The organism is Bradyrhizobium sp. ORS 86 (genome assembly GCF_045571475.1).
Lineage (GTDB): Bacteria > Pseudomonadota > Alphaproteobacteria > Rhizobiales > Xanthobacteraceae > Bradyrhizobium.
The window spans coordinates 2,220,252-2,238,450 of sequence record NZ_CP120699.1; the positions used below are offsets into that span (position 1 = coordinate 2,220,252).

At 60.5% G+C, this 18,199-nt stretch carries 11 protein-coding genes and 7 pseudogenes; 10 read left to right on the forward strand and 8 right to left on the reverse strand.

All coding sequences use genetic code 11. The features are described 5' to 3' along the window. The first annotated feature begins 154 nt into the window (after window positions 1-154). Both tnpB and tnpC read left to right on the forward strand, forming a co-directional pair. Complete coding sequence (gene tnpB, locus P6U25_RS10055; RefSeq protein WP_407151146.1) at window positions 155-379, forward strand: IS66 family insertion sequence element accessory protein TnpB; 225 nt, start codon at window positions 155-157, stop codon at window positions 377-379. 122 nt (window positions 380-501) lie between these two features. Continuing rightward, window positions 502-1,979, forward strand: a pseudogene (gene tnpC, locus P6U25_RS10060) (IS66 family transposase). A gap of 577 nt (window positions 1,980-2,556) precedes the next feature. On the opposite strand, the gene P6U25_RS10065 reads toward tnpC, so the two are convergent. Beyond that, on the reverse strand, window positions 2,557-3,363 hold the full coding sequence (locus P6U25_RS10065; protein WP_407151147.1) for an enoyl-CoA hydratase/isomerase family protein: 807 nt from the start codon (window positions 3,361-3,363) through the stop codon (window positions 2,557-2,559). A gap of 911 nt (window positions 3,364-4,274) precedes the next feature. Here P6U25_RS10065 and P6U25_RS10070 point away from each other — a divergent pair. Beyond that, window positions 4,275-5,180: pseudogene (locus P6U25_RS10070) on the forward strand (IS630 family transposase). A 96-nt stretch (window positions 5,181-5,276) separates the two neighbouring features. Here P6U25_RS10070 and P6U25_RS10075 read toward each other — a convergent pair. Beyond that, complete coding sequence (locus P6U25_RS10075) at window positions 5,277-5,471, reverse strand: hypothetical protein (RefSeq protein WP_407151148.1); 195 nt, start codon at window positions 5,469-5,471, stop codon at window positions 5,277-5,279. Between the two features lie 104 nt (window positions 5,472-5,575). Between P6U25_RS10075 and P6U25_RS10080 the strand changes: the two are divergent. Then, window positions 5,576-5,853: pseudogene (locus P6U25_RS10080) on the forward strand (IS66 family transposase); the annotation flags it as partial. 196 nt (window positions 5,854-6,049) lie between these two features. Here P6U25_RS10080 and P6U25_RS10085 read toward each other — a convergent pair. The 3 genes and pseudogenes from P6U25_RS10085 to P6U25_RS10095 all read right to left on the reverse strand — a co-directional run. Continuing rightward, window positions 6,050-6,141 (reverse strand): annotated as a pseudogene (locus P6U25_RS10085) (transposase domain-containing protein); the annotation flags it as partial. Window positions 6,142-7,680: 1,539 nt separating this feature from the next. Continuing rightward, window positions 7,681-8,501 (reverse strand): annotated as a pseudogene (gene istB, locus P6U25_RS10090) (IS21-like element helper ATPase IstB). A 409-nt stretch (window positions 8,502-8,910) separates the two neighbouring features. Continuing rightward, the gene (locus P6U25_RS10095; RefSeq protein ID WP_407151149.1) at window positions 8,911-10,407 is read right to left on the reverse strand and encodes a porin; all 1,497 of its coding nucleotides are present in this window, start codon (window positions 10,405-10,407) and stop codon (window positions 8,911-8,913) included. Window positions 10,408-10,812: 405 nt separating this feature from the next. Between P6U25_RS10095 and P6U25_RS10100 the strand changes: the two genes are divergently transcribed. Then, the gene (locus P6U25_RS10100) at window positions 10,813-11,382 is read left to right on the forward strand and encodes a MarR family winged helix-turn-helix transcriptional regulator (protein WP_407151150.1); all 570 of its coding nucleotides are present in this window, start codon (window positions 10,813-10,815) and stop codon (window positions 11,380-11,382) included. Window positions 11,383-11,498: 116 nt separating this feature from the next. On the opposite strand, the gene P6U25_RS10105 is transcribed toward P6U25_RS10100, so the two are convergent. Next, window positions 11,499-11,900, reverse strand: a complete 402-nt coding sequence (locus P6U25_RS10105) for an alpha/beta hydrolase family protein (RefSeq protein WP_407151151.1) — start codon at window positions 11,898-11,900, stop codon at window positions 11,499-11,501. A 234-nt stretch (window positions 11,901-12,134) separates the two neighbouring features. Here P6U25_RS10105 and P6U25_RS10110 point away from each other — a divergent pair, with 234 nt between their 5' ends. The 5 genes from P6U25_RS10110 (at window position 12,135) to P6U25_RS10130 (ending at window position 15,485) form a co-directional block, all read left to right on the forward strand. Further along, the gene (locus P6U25_RS10110) at window positions 12,135-12,497 is read left to right on the forward strand and encodes a hypothetical protein (protein WP_407151152.1); all 363 of its coding nucleotides are present in this window, start codon (window positions 12,135-12,137) and stop codon (window positions 12,495-12,497) included. Window positions 12,498-13,146: 649 nt separating this feature from the next. Next, on the forward strand, window positions 13,147-13,248 hold the full coding sequence (locus P6U25_RS10115; protein WP_407152482.1) for a hypothetical protein: 102 nt from the start codon (window positions 13,147-13,149) through the stop codon (window positions 13,246-13,248). A gap of 103 nt (window positions 13,249-13,351) precedes the next feature. Beyond that, on the forward strand, window positions 13,352-14,440 hold the full coding sequence (locus P6U25_RS10120) for a tyrosine-type recombinase/integrase (protein ID WP_407151153.1): 1,089 nt from the start codon (window positions 13,352-13,354) through the stop codon (window positions 14,438-14,440). After that, window positions 14,425-14,589 (forward strand): tyrosine-type recombinase/integrase, encoded by a 165-nt coding sequence (locus P6U25_RS10125; protein WP_407152483.1) that lies wholly within the window; start codon window positions 14,425-14,427, stop codon window positions 14,587-14,589. The genes P6U25_RS10120 and P6U25_RS10125 overlap by 16 nt, the downstream gene beginning before the upstream one ends. Next, a complete protein-coding gene (locus P6U25_RS10130) occupies window positions 14,586-15,485 on the forward strand; it encodes a tyrosine-type recombinase/integrase (protein WP_407151154.1) in 900 nt (299 codons plus the stop codon). The genes P6U25_RS10125 and P6U25_RS10130 overlap by 4 nt, the downstream gene beginning before the upstream one ends. Here the strand turns inward: P6U25_RS10130 and istA are convergent. After that, window positions 15,373-16,741: pseudogene (istA, locus tag P6U25_RS10135) on the reverse strand (IS21 family transposase); the annotation flags it as partial. The gene P6U25_RS10130 and the pseudogene istA sit on opposite strands and share 113 nt — an antisense overlap. Before the next feature lie 721 nt (window positions 16,742-17,462). Next, window positions 17,463-17,907, reverse strand: a pseudogene (locus tag P6U25_RS10140) (transposase); the annotation flags it as partial. Window positions 17,908-18,199 lie beyond the last annotated feature (292 nt).

Sequence of the window (18,199 nt, forward strand, 5' to 3'; positions counted from 1 at the left end):
GCGTCCGCACGAGGGGCACAAAATATTATGTGGCGGAGGAATCCAGCCGTGGCCGGCCCTGGCTCGCGTTAGGGCGCCTCCGCCACATAATCTCGTCCGACACATAAGAATGGTTATGTTGCGTGCAACATAACCGTTCAGCGGTGCGGCCTTCGTGTTCCGGGCCAAGCGGGCGGACCGGATCAAGCTGGTGTTCTGGGATGGAACGGGCCTATGCCTGTTCGCCAAGAGGCTTGAGGATGGGATCTTCCGCTGGCCGAAGATCGAGGACGGTGTGATGCGCCTGTCAGCGGCGCAATTGTCGGCGCTGCTGGAAGGACTCGACTGGCGGCTTGTGCATGAGGCACGGGAGACGCCGGCGCCAGCGCAGCCCGGATAGCTGTTGGCAGTGCTGCGGCGAAGTGAATCAGGAGCGCCGAACGCGTCGCCAGATGGCGGCGAATATGCTCTGATTTGGGTGTGAGCGACGCCCTGCCTGACGATCTCGATACGCTGAAAGCGATGCTGCTTGCCGAGCGGTGCGAGAGCGAACGGCTGCGTCAGATCATCAAGGAAATGCAGCGACACCGGTTTGGCCGGCGGGCGGAGACGCTGCCCGAAGATCAAATGCTGCTGGGCCTGGAAGACGTCGAGCAAGCCGCCGCGTACGGCGAGACGGCACAGGACATCAGTGCACCTGAAGGCCGTGATGCGCGAGCTCGCAAGCGCCGCGGCAACCGTGGCGCGTTGCCGGCGCACCTGCCGCGGATCGAGGTCATCGTCGATATCGAGGACAAGACCTGTCCCTGCTGCCAAGGCGAGTTGCACCGGATCGGTGAGGATAGAAGCGAGCGGCTGGATCTGGTCCCTGCGCAGTTCCGGATCCTCGTGACCCGGCGGCCCAAATACGCCTGCCGGGCCTGCGAGGATGGGGTCATACAGGCGCCAGCCCCGGCTAGGCTGATCGAGGGCGGATTGCCGACCGAGGCTACCGTCGCCCAGGTGCTGGTCTCCAAATATGCCGATCACCTGCCGCTCTACCGGCAGGCGCAGATTTACGCCCGCCAGGGCATTGAGCTCGATCGTTCAACGTTGGCGGACTCGGTGGGACAGGCAGCCTTCCTGCGTCCGTTGCATGAGCGCCTCCTCGGCAAGCTCAGGCAACGGCCAAAGCTGTTCGCCGACGAGACGACAATGCCGGTGCTTGATCCCGGCCGCGGGCGCACTAAGACCGGTCAGCTCTGGGCCTATGCGGCGGACGACCGACCATGGGGCGGCGTCGATCCGCCGGGCGTCGCCTATGTCTATGCCCCCGATCGCAAAGCCGATCGACCGATCGTTCATCTCGCAGGCTTCAAGGGGATACTGCAGGTCGACGGCTACGCCGGCTACGCCAAACTCGCTGAGCGGGGCAACGTTGAGCTTGCGTTCTGTTGGGCGCACATGCGCCGCAACTTCTATGAGCTCGCAACACCTGGCCCGGCACCCATCGCGAGCGAGACGCTGAAGCACATCGCCGAGTTCTACGCGATTGAGAAGGACATCCGCGGCCGCAGCGCCGAGGAGCGTCGCCTCATCCGGCAGCAGAAAAGCCGGCCGCTTGCCGATACCTTCCAGAAGTGGCTACACGCAAAACTCGCCCTGATCAGCCAGAAGGGCAAGCTCGCCGACGCCATCCGCTATGCGCTCTCACGCTGGGAGGGGGTCTGACGCGCTTCATCGATGATGGCCGTATTGAGCTCGACAACAACGCCGTCGAACGTTCGATCCGTCCGATCACGCTCAACCGGAAAAATGCGCTGTTCGCAGGCTCCGACGGCGGTGCCGAGCACTGGGCCATCATCGCCTCCCTGGTCGAAACCTGTAAGCTGAATGACGTCGATCCGCTTGCTTACCTGACCGGCGCGCTCACCAGCATCGTCAACGGCCATCCAAACCGCGACATCGACCAGCTGCTGCCCTGGACTTACCGCGCTCAAGCCCTCAAAGCCGTGGCCTGAGAACGACGCTTACAGCGAAGGGAAGGGCGAGGCGGGAGAATGAGGATGTAGTCGCGGCGTCCGAGATCCGGCGGCTGGAGGAACGGGTTCAAGATTTCGCCGCCTGCTTGTCCGCAGGACGATCGAGGTTTAGATGTTCAAGGAGGCTGTTGATCTTGCGTTGAAAAAAGACCAGTCGCGACCGCAGGCACCGGAGGACACCCCGCAAAATGGCTCGCAGAGGTCCTCGGGGTCGTCCGATCCAGCCCGGTTGAGCGATCCGCGCGGCAAACGTCTAAATCGCGATCCCCAGACCCGCGCCGGGATGTGGAGCTCATATCCGCCACTTGATGGATAGCCGGCTCAACGGATAGTAGCGAGCGGATCGCCGCGCTCCTTAAGCGCGCGCGAAGATCCGCCGGTATCGATCTAGCAACGCGAACAGCGTCGACGACTTCTAGATCCAATCTTGCCACTCAGCGCCGCAGCCGGAACTGAGTGTCTCAGTTTCGAGCATTTGGTCGATCTCGGGTTTTGGCAGGCTCCGTCACGGCACTTCTTTGTCTAATTCCGGAGGCTCCGTCATTGTCGGCGCGAGTTATTCGTACTTCTTAAACTGGGCATCTCTCCACTTCAGAGCCTCCTTCACGCCTTTTTCCCGCCGCAGCAGGTCGAATTCCTCGTATTCTGGGGAGTCGATTTTGAGCAGCAAACAAGCTTCTTTCCCGTAAGTGGTCGCCGAACCGAAGCCCATAATATCGTAAGTTTGATTGATTGCTCGTTTATTCCAGTGCAGGCACGCCATGGCGATTAGCGACATGCGTTTAGCTAGTTTCATGGTTTCGACTTCAAGCCGGTCCTTCGGGAACACTCGGTTCACGAGACCCATCTCCTTCGCTTCGTTGGCACCGATCGTGTCGCCGGTATAGATTAACTCGCGACAACGCGCGCCGATGATCCAGGGCATAGCGAGCGTCGCCACTCCCCCTGAGAATCTGCTTTCGACCACGCCAAACTTGGAGTCCTCCGAGCAATACCGGATGTCGCACATTTGAGCAAATTCCAGTGCTCCGGCGAGACAATAGCCTTCGATCCGCGCGATAACGGGCTTGGAACACGACCATACTGTGTACGTGAAGTCAAAATCATCGGCAATCCCCTTGCGGAAATCCGTGACCGAGCGTCGAGCGACGGGTTCATTGAGGTCATATCCGGTCGAGAATGCCTTTCCGCCAGCACCGGTCACGATGATCACGCGAATCTGGTCATCCTCATCCGCTTTGGCGATCGCATTCGTGAACTCTTTCTTCATTATCGAGCTAAACGCGTTGTAGCGGCTCGGATTGTTGAACGTGATGGTCGCGACCCGTTCGTCGGTCGTATATTTTAGGAACTTGTAGTCCATGGCGGCTGCCTCCTTTGTGTCAGTGGAACTAAAGAGTCTCATGATGATCGCTACGCGTACCGGAGTACTCGACCGTGCCGGGTTCGAGCACGACCAAGGGATTGATCCCGGCCAGGTAAACCGTTTTGCTCGGGTTCTCCGTAACGCGAAAAAGCTCGAGATTCCGGCACCTCCACCGGAGTCAACAAGATCGGCCCCGGCATCATCCAGCGGGGCTTCGACAATAGGTCGGAAGCCCTGCAGCTGCACCGCTGAGGAGATCGCGCTATTCACTGCGTTTACCGCGCCATACGACGGGGTAATCATTATTCGCGCTCACTGGCTGAGTTCGTTTCAGATGAGTTTGGCAAGCCCCATGCCAGCCGGCATACGGCCGAAAACGCTCCGCTTTTGCTTGTGATCCCGTTTTCTTTTACAACGCTGTCGAATTTTCGACATGGGATATTGGCGGTGTCGGAACAATCGGGACTACTGCACCGCAGTTGATCCAACATATGTGCTCGCAAAGGGCACGTAACGATCGTTCCTTTGACTTTCGACGCATACAATCGCAGCCTCGCGCATCAGCCTCAGACTGTGAACGATGCCGGTGGGCGGACCAGCGACCATTAGCCTTTCCCTGCTTCCGGATCGATGGCGGAGCTACGCCCCTTCTCCCTCAGCACTAACAGATCGAACGGCGACTGACCCGGCATCGATGTCACTATACTGCTTCCCCAGGTTCGAGTGGGCCGACACCAGGCCAGCTCATCGTAGACGGCGAGCGACGCCAGTTTGACATTCAGGATCGAGATAGCCTCGGGTCGCAAGCGATCGCCTAGAGCGGTTCCCGGCCGGATTGAATCATTTGGGATTCCCAAATCACGCCGGTTCTGATTCAAGCTGCTTGCTGGCGAAGGAGGCCGGCAGGCATGGTGCCACCTCTTTCGATTGATCTCCGCAAGCGTGTGGTTGGAGCCGTCGCGGGCGGCATGTCCTCTCGAGAGGCCGCAACGCACTTTCGAGTGGGCGTGTCGAGCGCGATCCGGTGGGTAACACAAGCGCGCGAGACCGACGAGGTGACACCGAAACCACAGGGCGGCAATCGACGCTCGCAGGCGATCGAACCTCGCGCTGATTGCGGTTGAGCCCGACAGCACATTGGAGGAACTGAAGGCAGCGCTCGCCGCCGATGGACATACGTTCAGCATCTCCGCATTGTCTCGCTTCTTCCAGCGTCGCAAGATCACGCTCAAAAAAAGACCGCACACGCCGCCGAGCAGGAGCGGCCGGACGTCCTGAAGAGGCGAGAAGAATGGGGCCAGATTGGCCTCGATCCTGACGAGCTCATCTTCATTGACGAGACATGGGCATCGACCATAGCGCGGGCGCGCGCCCCGCGGCGAGCGGCTGCGGGCCTCCATTCCGCACGGCCAAAGACAAAGACCTTTGTTCAGGCCTGCGCCTGTCGGGTATGGTCGCACCGATGGTACTCGATGGGCCCATCAATGACCTCGCCTTCCAGGCCTATGTCGACCACGTGCTCGTTCCAGAATTACGGGAAGGCGATATCGTCGTCATGGACAATCTCGGCAGCCACAAAGGCGCAAGCGCGCGCAGCGATCCAGGCTGCTGGCGCAAAACTCCTCTATCTCCCGCTCTACAGTCTCGACTTCAATCCGATCGAGAACGCCTTCGCCAAGCTGAAAGCGCTGCTGCGCGCCGCCGCAGAGCGCTCCGTCGAAGGCTTGTGGAACGCGATCGGACACTGCCTCGACCGCTTCACGCCGCACGAATGCGCCAATTACTTCGCCGCCGCTGGATACCAACCAACCTGATCGGGAACCGCTCTGCCGGTAGCGTTCCGACCGGCGGAACGCGGAGGAAGCATTCGAGCCGGTCGCCCAAAATGCGCACGCGCACGCGATGGCCAATCAGATTGAACGAACGGTGTAGAATACACACCGCACAGTGAAGCCGCCTGACGACGTCACCGGGATCACCTTCTCCTCGAAGTCGGTCGTGCGGCCTTTCGGCGGTGGCGCCAGTGCCTCCTTCTCGAGCGCGATGCCCTTGAAGGTTGGCGTTGCGCCAGCCGGCAATCTCGTCGACGGAAGCTCGATAGGCACTGGCGGAGGCGCTGCTGCTGCGGGGCATGCTCGCTTCGGCAGATCCTCCCGCGCGTTGATTGCGGAGCCGCCGAGCACGACATGGGCGCGCTCGAGCCGGAGAACGCCAACCAGTTCTATCTGGCAGGCCCATCCTCTGGGCACCGCGCCCATTCTTTGCCATTGCAGATTTCGAAGAGAATGCACGGCGCAGGGCCGCCGGCAAAAAGTGAAATCCACTGCCTCCGATGACGATCGAAGTCGTGCGCCGGATCGAGATTGAGTGCTTAGCGCTTTATCAATGGCAAGAGCGCCGAGGACCGCCTTCAGGTGCGGAGGCACTGAGCCGAGCCCTGGTCTGCGGGTCTATATGCGGGAGCAACTCGCCAAGTTCTCATTTGGGTCGATTGGGCCGGAAAACACGGCGTTCAGGTCTTGGGTGTCAAAAATCTGATCGACCTCGTCCGTATGCACAACGAAAATCCGACTTGGCTCAAGCGCGGGCCGCCGAATAGCCAATCAGCCTGTGGCCTACGTCGTAGGCGTCATTCTCAGGCCACGGCTTTGAGGGATTGCGTGCAATAGGCCCAGGGAAGCAACTAATCGATTTCGCTGTTTGGGTGGCCGTTGACGATCCTGGTGAGCGCGCCGGCCAGGTAAGCAAGCGGATCAAGTCGTTCAACTCACAGGTTTATGCCGACTGCCGAGCTATGCCGAATGGGCTGGTTTTCCCCGAGATTCATCGCGAGCGGCGTGTAATCGGCTCGGCATAGTTTGTCTTGTCCCTCCGCTTTTCAACGGTGGAGGCCGGGATATGATTGCAGAAGAATATTTGGGCAGGAGCCGACTATTCCCGCGCCTGAAGAGCAGACCTACGGACAGCTCGTCGAACTCTACGCGGCGCTTCTCGTCAGGGAAGAGCTCGCTGGCCGCGGCACGTGGCGATGCCTGAACTTGCTCGGCGATCTCTTCAGCTGGATCAAAGGAAGCGGCCTAAAGCTGACCGATGAGCGCGTGGCCGAACGGTATCTTAAGTATCGATCGGGGAAGCAGCGCAGCCAGCCGGGCGACCGAGCGGGGCTGAAGCGATCGCTATCGGTGTTGCACGAGGCGGGCAGAATTGCACCTGCACAACTTCCGCCAATCGCCCCGGAGGACCAGATATTTGACGGGTTCAGTGATTATCTGCGACAAGGACGCGGGCCGGCGCCAAGGTCTATCATTCAGCACCTGCTATTCATTCGCCGCTTCCTGCGCGAGGTGTGCCCTGCCAGCACAAGCGATCTCGGCAAGATCAGCCAAGAAGAACGTGACCCGCTACATCGAGCGCCACGCCAGGGATCGGAGCGCGGGATCTGGGAAGGCGATGTGCTGGTCGCTACGCGCTTTTCTCCGATACCTGCATCATTAAGGACTGACCCCACTCGCCCTGGCGGATTGCATCCCGTCGATGGAAGCTCGCAAGCCTGCCGACCTATCTGTCTGCCGCGCGCATCCAGAAGGTTCTCGATGATTGCGATCGGACCACCGTTGCGGGACGGCCAGATTACGCCATCCCGATGCTGCTGTCCAAGCTCGGTTTACGGGCTGGCCAGGTCGCCACCGTCACCCTGGCGATATCGATTGGCGATCCGGCGAGATGCTCATTCGCGCCAACGGTCGGCAGCGGGCGCGGATGCCGATGCGTCCAGAGGTCGGCGCGGCTGTCGTTGCCTACCTGCGTGGTAGCCGACCGACGTCGTCGTGTCACCGGCTGATTCTACGCACGCTGGCGCTCACGTCGGCTTTGCATCCGGTTGCGCGATTACGATGATCGTCAAGGCTGCTCTGGAGCGCGCCGGCGTCCGTGGCTACGCCCACCAGGGGGCTCACATCTTCTCCGATCGGGCGCGACTTGTCAGACATCGGCCAGTTGCTACGACACGAGAGCCATGACACCACGCGCATCTATGCGAAGGTGGATATTCAGAGCCTCCGTACATTGAGCCTGCCGTGGCCGGGAGGCGTGCAATGACCACTCTGCGATCCGCACTTGAGCACTATCTGAGCATGCGCCAAGGACTTGGAAACACGCAAGTACCAGCACCAAGCCCGGCGACTCGCCGAGTTCGTCTCCTTCATGGAGAAGAAGACTACGACCATCACCACGAAGCTCGCCGTAGCCTGGGCGACTCTGCCACCCGATCGGCACGCATCCTCGCCTTGCGGACGTGCGCGGTTTGCGCGACAGTCAGGCTGCATTGCCAGCGTCAATCATGGATTTTGTCGAGCTCGTTTGGAGTGGCGTGAACGGGCGGCCGGTCTGGACCTTTCGACGGTAGCTCTCGACGTTCACCTCGAGGATCGTTGCGTGGTGGACCAAACGATCGATGGTCGCCAGCGTCATTGCCTGATCTGGGGAGATACGCCCCACTCGCCGAACGGCTGATTGGCCGTGATCAGTAGCGCGCGTCGCTCGTAACGGGCGGCGATCAGCTCGAACGGGACGCTGGTTTCCGCCTGATCCTTGCTCACATATGCGATGTGATCGAGGATCAGGAGGTCGTAGCGGTCAAGTTTGGTGATCGCGAACTCCAGCGCCAGCTCGCGCCGCGCCACCTGCAGCCGCTGCACCAGATCGGTGGTGCGTGCGAACAGAACGCGCCAACCGTTCTCGACGAGAGCTAGGCCGATCGCTGCGCCGAGATGGGTCTTGCCTCCGCCGGGTGGACCGAACAGCAGCAGATTGGCAGCGGTCTTCAACCAGACGTCGCCGGCGGCGAGCGCCATCGCCTGTGCCTTTGACAGCATCGGCGCGCTCTCGAAGTCGAAGGTGGCGAGCGTCTTGCCGGCGGGCAAACGCGCTTCCACCATGTGTCGCTCGATGCGACGTCGGGTGCGATCCGCAGCCTCGTGCTCGGCAAGGGCCGCGAGGAAGCGGGCGGCGGGCCACCCCTCCTTGTCCGACTGTGCGGCGAGCTTCGGCCAAATCGCCTTGACGCCGGGCAGGCGCAGCTCATTGAGCAGCAGCTCGACGCGAGCGGCATCGATGGAGGTCGCTATGCTGGTCATGCTGCTTCTCCCGGGTTCGAGTGGGCCGACACGATGCTGACGGAGGCCAACTCATCGTAGATGTCGAGCAATGCCAGCTTCACGGCGACGCTCGGGATCGAGGCGGCCTCGGGTCGGAAGCGATCGCGCAGTGCGGCAAGATCGGGTATTGAGGTTGAGGTCGGGATGCCGTCGGCGCAGTTCGTCCAGCACACCGATCACGCGGACGCCAGGCGCAGCCTTCAGGATCGGAATGATCTCGGCGTCCCAATTGGGCGCGAGCGGATCGGGACGTCGACGGTAATCTCACTTCCTTCCCCAGGAACGTTCGAATCTGGCTCTTAAAGGCCTCCGGCTGGCATGCCGGAGGCCTTCTCAGAGATCAAATAAATCTAGAGAGCCGCTTCCTTTCTCCCACGCTAGCAGCCAATCACCAGTTGCGCTGGACCCGGAACAGCAGCGTAAGGCTGTTTTGGTCTTTCAGCTCATAGCTGGTACCCGGCTTAGCGATGGCTGACTGCAGCGGCAGGGTCACAGTGCTTCCGCTCGCATACTTCTGGTCGAGCAGCGTGTAAGCAAGGTCGGCCGAGAACGTTAGGTTCCGGACTGGGGTCCAGGTAGTCATCGTACCAATCGTCGAATAGTCGAAGTCGGGATTACAACCGGCTAAGCCGCTCGACAATGCCAGAGCAGTAACCACCGCGCCACAGATGTAGCTCTTGGCAGTGCTGTTGTGGCGCACAGCAGCCCATCCACCATAGAGGCTGGTAGACCAGTGGGGATCCCAATTGTGGGTGTAGCCGCCGCGGAAGCCGTAGGTGGTGGTCAACTCTTGGCCAGAACCAGCGACAAAGACTGAGTCAGACACCCCCGCAAAGCCGACGCTTTGGTAAACAGCCGCGACGCCTGCACGAGCGTACATCGCGAACGTGGTCGACATATAGTCCTGAAAATTATAACGACTAGCGCCGTTTGTATACACGCCCGACACGTTGACTGTATCAGCGGGGCCAGTCGGGATGTTCTTGATCGACAATGCCAGCTGACCAGCCCAGCCCCACTTATCACCCGGATAGCCCGTGACCTCAGTCGCGCCATAATAGCCAGCATGATTATCATGTGCGGCGAACGAGGCCTGGAAGAGACCCCAAGCCTGATCAACACGAAGCATCGCTATGAGATCTGGGGCTCGCGTGCCACCGATATCGTTGGCGCCATATGCACCCGTAGCGAGACCAGCCGCAGTTGCGCCGCTCACATTCCAGAGGTTGCTGGTGTCATGTGAGAATTGATCCTCCGCCGAGAACGATGCCGTAATCCCCTGACCGAAGTCAGCGGTGTAGGTGAACTGACTCACGCGGTCCCAAGCGCCGCCGCCTGGCAATTCAATGTTGTTGGCCGGATACTGGGCCCAAGGCGCAGAGAACTGCGAGAGCGCCTTACCGAACGTGAACCCAGCAAACTGGATGAAGGCGTCGAACACGCTGAGTGAAGCACCACCGTTCGCGGTCGCCGCACCATTTAGGGCAGTTGAACCGGCTCCTGTGGTGGCACCGTCGGTCCACGAGAAGGCCCCATAGAAGTAGGTCCGCACCGTTCCGTACTCGGACGCGGTGCGCGTATCAATGGTGATGGCTCCGCGAGATCGACTGGTGGTGTAGTTGCTAAGACGGTTGCGCGCGCCAGCCGTGCCGTTGTTCGCCGCGTCATAGGTCGTGTTCGTCGCCAATGCCGTTTCAGCGCGAACATAACCACCGAATGCGATGCAAGTTTCGGTGCCCGGGATATAGTAGAATCCCGCGCCATAGAGCGAGCAGACTTTTACGTAGTCGATCGCCTTAGCCTTCAACGGAAGATCGGCCGCCTGCGCCCCAGCCCCCACAAACATTGCCGTAGAACCCAGGATAAGACTCTTTGTCAGTTTCATCGATGAATCTCCAAGTTGGAAACGCCGTTTCCGCCCTTCAAAGAACCGCCGGTAGCAGCAGCCTCGCGTAAAGGGCGGGTGCTTGACGGAACGACTTCGAGGCGCCCCCTCGCTGTCAATTGACCTATAATTTCCGAAGTTAATTTCTGCAATTAAGTAATTTCGGCAATCCTTCTTTCTTTGGCCAACGTGTCAATTCCGCAACATTGCCGCGTTTGAGCTCTGGGTTGAACTCGGCACCCCAGAAGCAAAAACCTCCGGGGGGCATCCCGGAGGCTTTCATTTGGAGATTTATACACGATCGCAAGTCAAGAACCGAACGATCGACCTTGAGACTAGCTAAAATAAATTGCATATGTCAATTGTTTTTTAGATGGCAACTGTGTCGCGCGAGCACTTTTTAAGGTGACTGAATGGGGATACGTATTCCCGCTGGTGGAAGATCAGCTGCGCACCTTATCGGCGACACTAAGATTTGGCGGAAAGACCAACATGGCAGAAAAAGCACAACTCGACCGGGCATTCAGGGATTTCATCTGGAACATCGTTGAGATCCACTCGCAGCTCGAGGAAATTCACAAGAGCTGGGCCCAGATGATAGGAATCTCCGAAGCACAGTGGTTGATCTTGATGGCGATTGACGAGCTTGATGAAGGGCGCGGTGTTTCGGGCATAGCGGTCGCAAATAAATTGCGAATCCATCCCGCGTTCGTCACCAACCAAACGAAGAAGCTCGAACAACTGGAGTTGCTGGCTCGCGCAACATCGCCTGAGGACGGAAGATTCCTCCAGATGTCGCTGACCCAGAAGGCGCAGGAGGAGATCACGAAGCTCGCACTCAAAAGACAAGCCCTGAACTCCACGATGTTCGGCGGACTAGATCAGGAGGCTCTCGTCTACCTCAACAAGCGACTAAACTCGATCGGGAAGAATAGCCGATTGGCCTCTCAAAAGCTGAGCATAGGCATATTGTAGCGCATCTTGGCAGCGATGCCCGACTCGCCGATTGACTCTTTTCGGTGGTGGCCGGCAACGGAATCGCGAAGCGGCACAGTGGGCGGGTTTCAGCCACGACTCCTAGCCGACGATAATTATCGGGCTAAACTATACGCTAACTTATGCTCTAGCCATCCGAAGATGTAATCATCGGACGTTACAAAGTTTTCGATCTCTCCGAGAGGGGTCTGCGTCATCGGCCGCATCGTCAACTCCAAATCAATGTGCGCCGCCGCGCATTCAGCTTGCAATTTGCTCCCCTCCGAAATGCTGACCGTGCCGCGGCCACCGGCGACTACAAGAACTGGGCACTTAAATTGCCGTGCCAACCGCACGCGGTGCATCGCAACCAAGTGCTCGTCCATCACATGTTGTGTGCCGGTCATCCAACCGACCGACGCTCGAGTCCGCGCCAAGTTCCAAAGGCCACCGTCACAAACGGCCGCGGTAATGCGGTGATCCGACAATGCGAAATCAGTGGCCAGCACAGCCGACAAGCCGTCTCCGTAGATGCCAATTCGAGTAGGATCTACGTCGGGTCGAGCTGAGAGGTAGTCTAAGCAGCAAGACAACAGCATCTCCGATTGGCCGCGCCAGCGACCTGAGATATCGTCGTGGGATAGCACCAGAACCGACATGTCCCGATGAATTACTGCGGGCAAGAGTCTTCCAAGCAGCGCCGTCCCTGTTTCTTCTTCCGTGCTGAGGCAAACAACTGCGGGTGCGCGGACATGCGGACCAGCAGCTGGCAGGTAATTCGCTACGAGTTCGGCTTGATCACAGCAGGAAATCTCTACTCGCTCCACGCGGCGCTCGAGACATCCGAACTTCTGAACGCCGGCCTCGACTTTGACCAAAACGTCTTCACTCTGTGGATCAGCTTCGTGGACGAGACGTCTGGCAACCTCGAACGCGGTGAGGGCACAAAGCCAAGCTTCACTCGCCTCATCGAAAGCACCATTTTTGACGCTCAGGTCACCCACGAGGGAATGCGCATCACCAATGCTTGTCCATCTCGCAATCCAGTCTCGCAGAGTTATAGGCCCATCGCCCCCCCGAAGATTGTCCAGGAAGACCGCAGCGCCTCGCCGTGAGGACTCAAGATCGCCCCGTGCATGAGGCCAAGCAGCGCACAGCATTCGATTCGCCCCTTGGTGAGGATCAATACAATCCGCTTAGGATACACCGTCGCTGGTATGGAGATCGCCAGGAGCCGATCCACTACCTGACCGACTCTCGACTTGGGCTCCCTCTCCAACCTTGGGTAAATATTACTTGATCATTAATGACGAAGTTCGGCGATATAGGGCGATGTAATGCTGAAATTCTGCCTTAAAAACGCGAGGGGCGCAGGCTTTTCGCTCGCCGTCTAAATTTTTCCCCAAGCGTCCGATGCCTAAAGTCGAGGCGCCGTCGCCCGTGCAACATAGAGCGATGCTAGTTCAATCGGCGGTTGTCCCGCCCGCCTTTGGCGACAGTTGGACGCTTCGTTAAATCTACCAGCAGTGCTTCGCAACAGCTTACCCGGCAGGATCCAGAGGCCTTGCAAAGAAGAATGATGACGCGTGCCTAGAGTGTCGGTTCGTACTGACAATGGACCAGGAGTTCGGAGACAGAAGCGTTGTTAGGCAACTGAATGAGCGTCTCGACAGAGGCGCTGGCGCGGGTCCTCGATGTGCTTGGACGCCGATGATTGCTATACCGGGGAATGTGCGAGTGTGGCTCGCGACAGGCTACACGGATATGCGCAGAGGCTTTCCGTCGCTGGCACTCCACGTGCAGGAGGTGCTGCACAAAGACCCGCTCTTATGTGTCGGACGAGATTATGTGGCGGAGGCGCCCTAACGCGAGCCAGGGCCGGCCACGGCTGGATTCCTCCGCCACATAATATTTTGTGCCCCTCGTGCGGACGCGGGATCCCCCTGCGCCGTAACGCCGGAGGGGCACAATGCTCGAGTTCTATTTTTCGTACCGTGGGGTGCTTAAGCGCCTTCGTGACGGGGCGCTCGGCGCCGAGATGGATCGCATCGCGGGGCACTTCTTCTCGCTCGGTTACAAGCAAGCACCCGCTAAGGTTTATCTGAGCCGGATCGCGCGGTTCGGCCGTTTTGCTGCAGCACATTGCGGTTCACGGCCGATCGGCGAAGCTATCGTCGATAGCTATCTATGCACATTCACCACGGACCCACCGCGGATTGCGGCAGTGTCTGCGCTCCAACACGCGCGACGGGTGGCGCCCGAACGATTCATTGCTTCGACGCCCATTGTAGTCGATGATCCGGACGCTCCGCTTTTGCGCTCCTTTTCTGACTATCTGAGCAGGGTACGAGGCCTTGAGCCAAGGTCCCGCGATGGCGTTCTCCTGGGCGCACGGCGCTTTCTGGATTGGCTCCGTCATCGCCATCCTGGCCAAGACCTCGAGGCGTTGGCGGCAGAGCATGTCCTTGCCGCTGTCGAGTATCGGCTGTCGCTCTCGGCGACCTCCGGCACTCGCACGGCGGCGATCTCTCACATCCGAACGTTTCTCCGCTTTCTGCATTGGGGTGGCCACCACGAGCAGGATCTGGCTCCCGTCGTTCCAAGAACGCCATATTGGCGACTGGCCCATTTACCGCCCCGGCTTTCGTGGGATGATGTTCGCCGCGCCATCGATGCGATCGGCAAGGCGACGCCGATCGACCTTCGCGATCGAGCTGTCCTGTTGTTGCTCGCCACCACAGGCATTCGCAACGGCGAGCTACGCGCTCTTCAGCTCCGGGATATCGACTGGCGAGCTGGCGAGGTTTTTGTCCGGCGCACCAAGGGCAAGCGTGACCGAGTGGCCCCGCTCGTCGAGGAGACCGGCGCCGCGCTCGCCGACTACATCCTGCGGGCTCGACCGAAGGTCGATAGTCAGCATCTGTTCCTGTCCTTCACGCCGCCCGTGGGACCATTCAAGTACGCGTCGTCTGTTTCGAGGATCGTGCGGAAGCGATTGCAGCATGGTGGGATCGAGCCGGTCGCGTCGGAGGCGCACATCTCCTGCGCCACAGTCTAGCCACCCAGCTCGTGGGGCGACGAAGGCCGATCAACGAGGTCGCCGATCTTCTAGGGCACCGAAGCATCAACACAACGGCGCTGTACGTGAAGGTCGCGGCCTCGCAGCTCGCTGAGGTCGCGCTTCCCTTTCCGGGAGGCGCCGCATGACCGCCTTTGCCGCATTCCTCGGCGACAAGGTCGAGCGCTACATCGAGCTGCGCCGCTCCCTCGGCTACGCCTTCAACAAGCAAGCCGGCACGCTGCGGGCTTTCGTTCGCTACGTCGAGCGATCTCGGCTGGGTGCGCCCGCCACCCGGACGATGGCGCTGGACTTCGTCCTGTCGTTCGGTGGCGCCGCCGACAGCCGCGCGGTCCGTCACGGCGTGCTCCGCCGATTCTACGAGTACCTGGTCGTCTACGATCCCCAGACCGAGGTCTTGGAGCGCAAAGCTTTCCCGCGGTCCAGGGCGATTCCGCCGCCGCGCATCCTAAGTGAGGCTGAGCTGACGTCGCTTATCGACGCATGCAGCTTCATTTCGCCAGGGAACCCTCTCAGGGGCCGCACGATGGCGACGCTAATCGGATTGTTGGCCAGCACGGGATTACGATCGGGCGAAGTGGTCAGCCTTGATCGCGGCGACGTCGATCTGACCAACGGGGTCGTCCTCGTCCGTAAAACCAAGTTCCGTAAAGACCGCCTGATTCCTGTTCACCCAACGACCCAGGCAGCCCTTCGTCGATACGCCCGTGAGCGCGACACCGTGTTTCCCAGGCCCAAAGGCGAGGCCTTCTTCCTCAGCTCGCGAGGCTGCCGTCTGTCGGCGACCGGCCTGCAAAGCAACTTCGCTAAGGCACGCAAGCTCGCGGGTCTTGACAATGGCAAGCCTCTGCGACCGCACGATCTCCGGCACCGGTTCGCGGTGACCAGGCTCAGGCTGTGGCACCAACAGCGCGCAGACGTCCAAGCGCTGCTGCCCTTAACCGTCCGGCATCGAGATCGATCGCGATCGCCTCGGCGAGCCCGGCTTCGCAGGCGCGCTCGTGGGCCAGTGCCAGAAGTTTGACCGCCACCTTGCAGGCGCGTCGATCGTCACCGTGCTCCCGCAAGGCCTCGAACAGGCGCTTGTAAGCCGTGCGAGGGAAGAGCTAGTCGCGATAGACGAGATTGATGAGCGCCATCGGCTTGCGCCGCAGGGCGGATGACGTGCCGATAATCGACAACATGCCCGCCGTGGTTCTCCGACACAGGCCGACCGCGCCGCAGCGTCCCGACGGGCGTGATGCCGAGAAAGCATTCGAGCCGATCGTCGAAGATGCTCACGCGCAGGCGATGGCCAATCAGTCTTGAAGGTACGGTGTAGAACACGCGCCGCAGGATGAAGTCGCCTGACGACGTCACCGGGATCACCTTCTCCTCGAAGTCGATCGTGCGGCCTTTCGGCAGTGGCGCCAGTGCTTCCTTCTCGAGCGCGATCCGATTGGCGAGGTTGGCGTTGCGCCGGCCGACGATCTCGTCGACAAAAGCCCGGTAGGCATTGAGAAGTCGACCGTGCCTCGCAGCAGCAGCGCATCCTCCAGCGCTCGTTTGAGATGACCGTGCGCACTCTCGATCGAGCCGTTCTCGTGTGCGATGCCCGTATTGTTGCGCGTTGGCGCCATACCGTAGTGGTCCATCAGCGCGGCGTAGCGCTGTGTCAGATCCTCCCGCTCGTTGCCACCAGATTGCGGAACGCCGCCGACAGGCTATCGCTGCGATGCTCCCGCGGCACGCCGCCGAGTGTCCACAGGGCGTTCTGCAAGCCTCGGCCGGGGCGACGAAGCTTCACCGCCGAGCACGACATGGGCATGCTCGAAGCCGGAGAACGCCAGCCGGAAGTGATAGAGCCGGTGATCGAACGCCTCACCCGCGACGGCAATGCCGAGCGCGCTTGTGTCGGTGAAGTCGGACAGACACAAACGGCCCGGCTCGTGCTCCTAGCGAAGATCACGTCCTGTTCAGGGCCGTTGAGCGCGCGCCAGGCATTGATGCGCCGCTCCAGCGTGCGTCGGATATTGAGGTTGAGGTCGGGATGCCGTCGGCGCAGTTCGTCCAGCACACACCGATCACGCGGACGCCGGGCGCAGCCTTCAGGATCGGAATGATCTCGGCGTCCCAATTGGGCGCGAGCGGATCGGGACGTCGACGGCCCCTCGGGACCTTCCTGTGCGATGGCGGGTGCGAGTCGCTCTCGATCCGATACGCGCTTGCTTTTGAGAACCCCGCCTTGGCCGCGGCGGCCTCGGGGGACAGTGTCAGTCGGTAGTTCATGTACAGCCTCATCTGGCGGTCGGTGATGTGGAGGCCGGGCAAGGCGTCGTTTCCCTCTCGTCGAGACGAATCAACAGCTTGCACCAGCCGCACCCAGTCGCCAGACGGGTCCGAAAAGCGCGACGTCGATGGGGACGGTCCTCCAGTCGGGCTACGCCCTCCCTTCGATCCGTCCCCATCGACGCAGTCTCATCCTGATTGTCGCCGAAGTCTCACCCTGATCGCCGCCGCCCAGCAGGACGAAAGATACCAGTAAGTATCGCGCGCACACAGGGCGTGGCTCCTCGAAGACTCGTTCGCGTTGGGTGAGAGGCGTAGCGCCAGCGGCGCGATTGCGCCTTCCTCGCGCACCGCGGACGGCCATCGGTTGAGCGCGACTCGGTCACCGGGGTGGGATAGACTGCCTCCCGCCTCGATGCCGGAGGTGCCGCTCAACGACCTGCTCATCGAAATCGACCACCTTGTAGCGACGGCCGGCCTGCGATCCGACTCAGGAGCCTGCCAACCACGAGCGGCGTAGCGGTCGACGACCTGTCCGTGCGGCCCACTTCTGAGACGTCGGTGCAGCCGGCTTCTGCCCAAGTACTTTTCAAGTTCCATCTTCCTGTTCTCCGCTGTTGAAACGAAGGCACAGAACGACCTATGCCGAAGTGACCAACGCCGAACCGACCCTAATCGGCATAATTCAGCGGCCAGCATAAAAATGCCTATTGCCGAGTGCGGCATCGGCAGGTGAGGCCAGCAATGCCCGATTTTCGGCCCCGCGTCGCAATCGACACACAGGACGTCCTTGGCATTGAGCTGATCGGCCGCATCGCACGCTCGATCACATTCGTATCCATTTAGATGCGCCCGTCGTCAAGATACGTCAGGCCGTCTCAATGATGCAGCGCATTTGTGCAATGCCTTCGCTGCCTCACTCTTTTGCGCGACGTGGCCAAGCTTGGCCTCAAACCACTGCTTCGGAGCCGCCGCCAAAGGCCACGCATACGCCTGCCGGCCGGCATCGCGCTCGGGCAGCAGGTCGGCCGCGGAGTGCCTTCGCAGTCGCGTAGAGCTGGGCGATGCGCCCGAAGCTTCGCTGGCGATCGGAGGGGTCCCGGCGCAGCGTCGCGCCCGATCTTCACGAACTGGCGCCGCAGATGCGACCAGCTTGCGTCAGGACAAGTCCCGGAAAGGAGGAAGAATGTGCTCTGAAATCTTTCATCGTGACCCGGCGGGTTCGACGCCCTCCCGGCAAAGGCGGAACTCGACAGCCGGAAGCGAGTCTTGCATGGGTGACGGCAACGTCGCTCATGAAGCGTAGATAGCGGGTACCGAAGCACGGTGGCGGCCTCGAAATCATCGTCGTGCTGAAGCCTTCGCCGTGTTGGATCCGGGGCCAGTACTGGGAAAGCCGCTATGGCCAGGCTTACCGGTTCGGCCGAGGTCTCTGAGCAGGGCAAAGGTACGGGATGGGCCACACCTCTT

What these genes read in the sequence shown, in the direction of transcription:
- P6U25_RS10130 (WP_407151154.1), top strand. Translation starts at nt 14,586, where the DNA reads ATGACCGCCTTTGCCGCATTCCTCGGCGACAAGGTCGAGCGCTACATC.
- P6U25_RS10115 (WP_407152482.1), top strand. Translation starts at nt 13,147, where the DNA reads ATGCGCAGAGGCTTTCCGTCGCTGGCACTCCACGTGCAGGAGGTGCTG.
- P6U25_RS10120 (WP_407151153.1), top strand. Translation starts at nt 13,352, where the DNA reads ATGCTCGAGTTCTATTTTTCGTACCGTGGGGTGCTTAAGCGCCTTCGT.
- P6U25_RS10065 (WP_407151147.1), bottom strand. Translation starts at nt 3,363, where the DNA reads ATGGACTACAAGTTCCTAAAATATACGACCGACGAACGGGTCGCGACC.
- P6U25_RS10110 (WP_407151152.1), top strand. Translation starts at nt 12,135, where the DNA reads ATGCGGACCAGCAGCTGGCAGGTAATTCGCTACGAGTTCGGCTTGATC.
- P6U25_RS10095 (WP_407151149.1), bottom strand. Translation starts at nt 10,407, where the DNA reads ATGAAACTGACAAAGAGTCTTATCCTGGGTTCTACGGCAATGTTTGTG.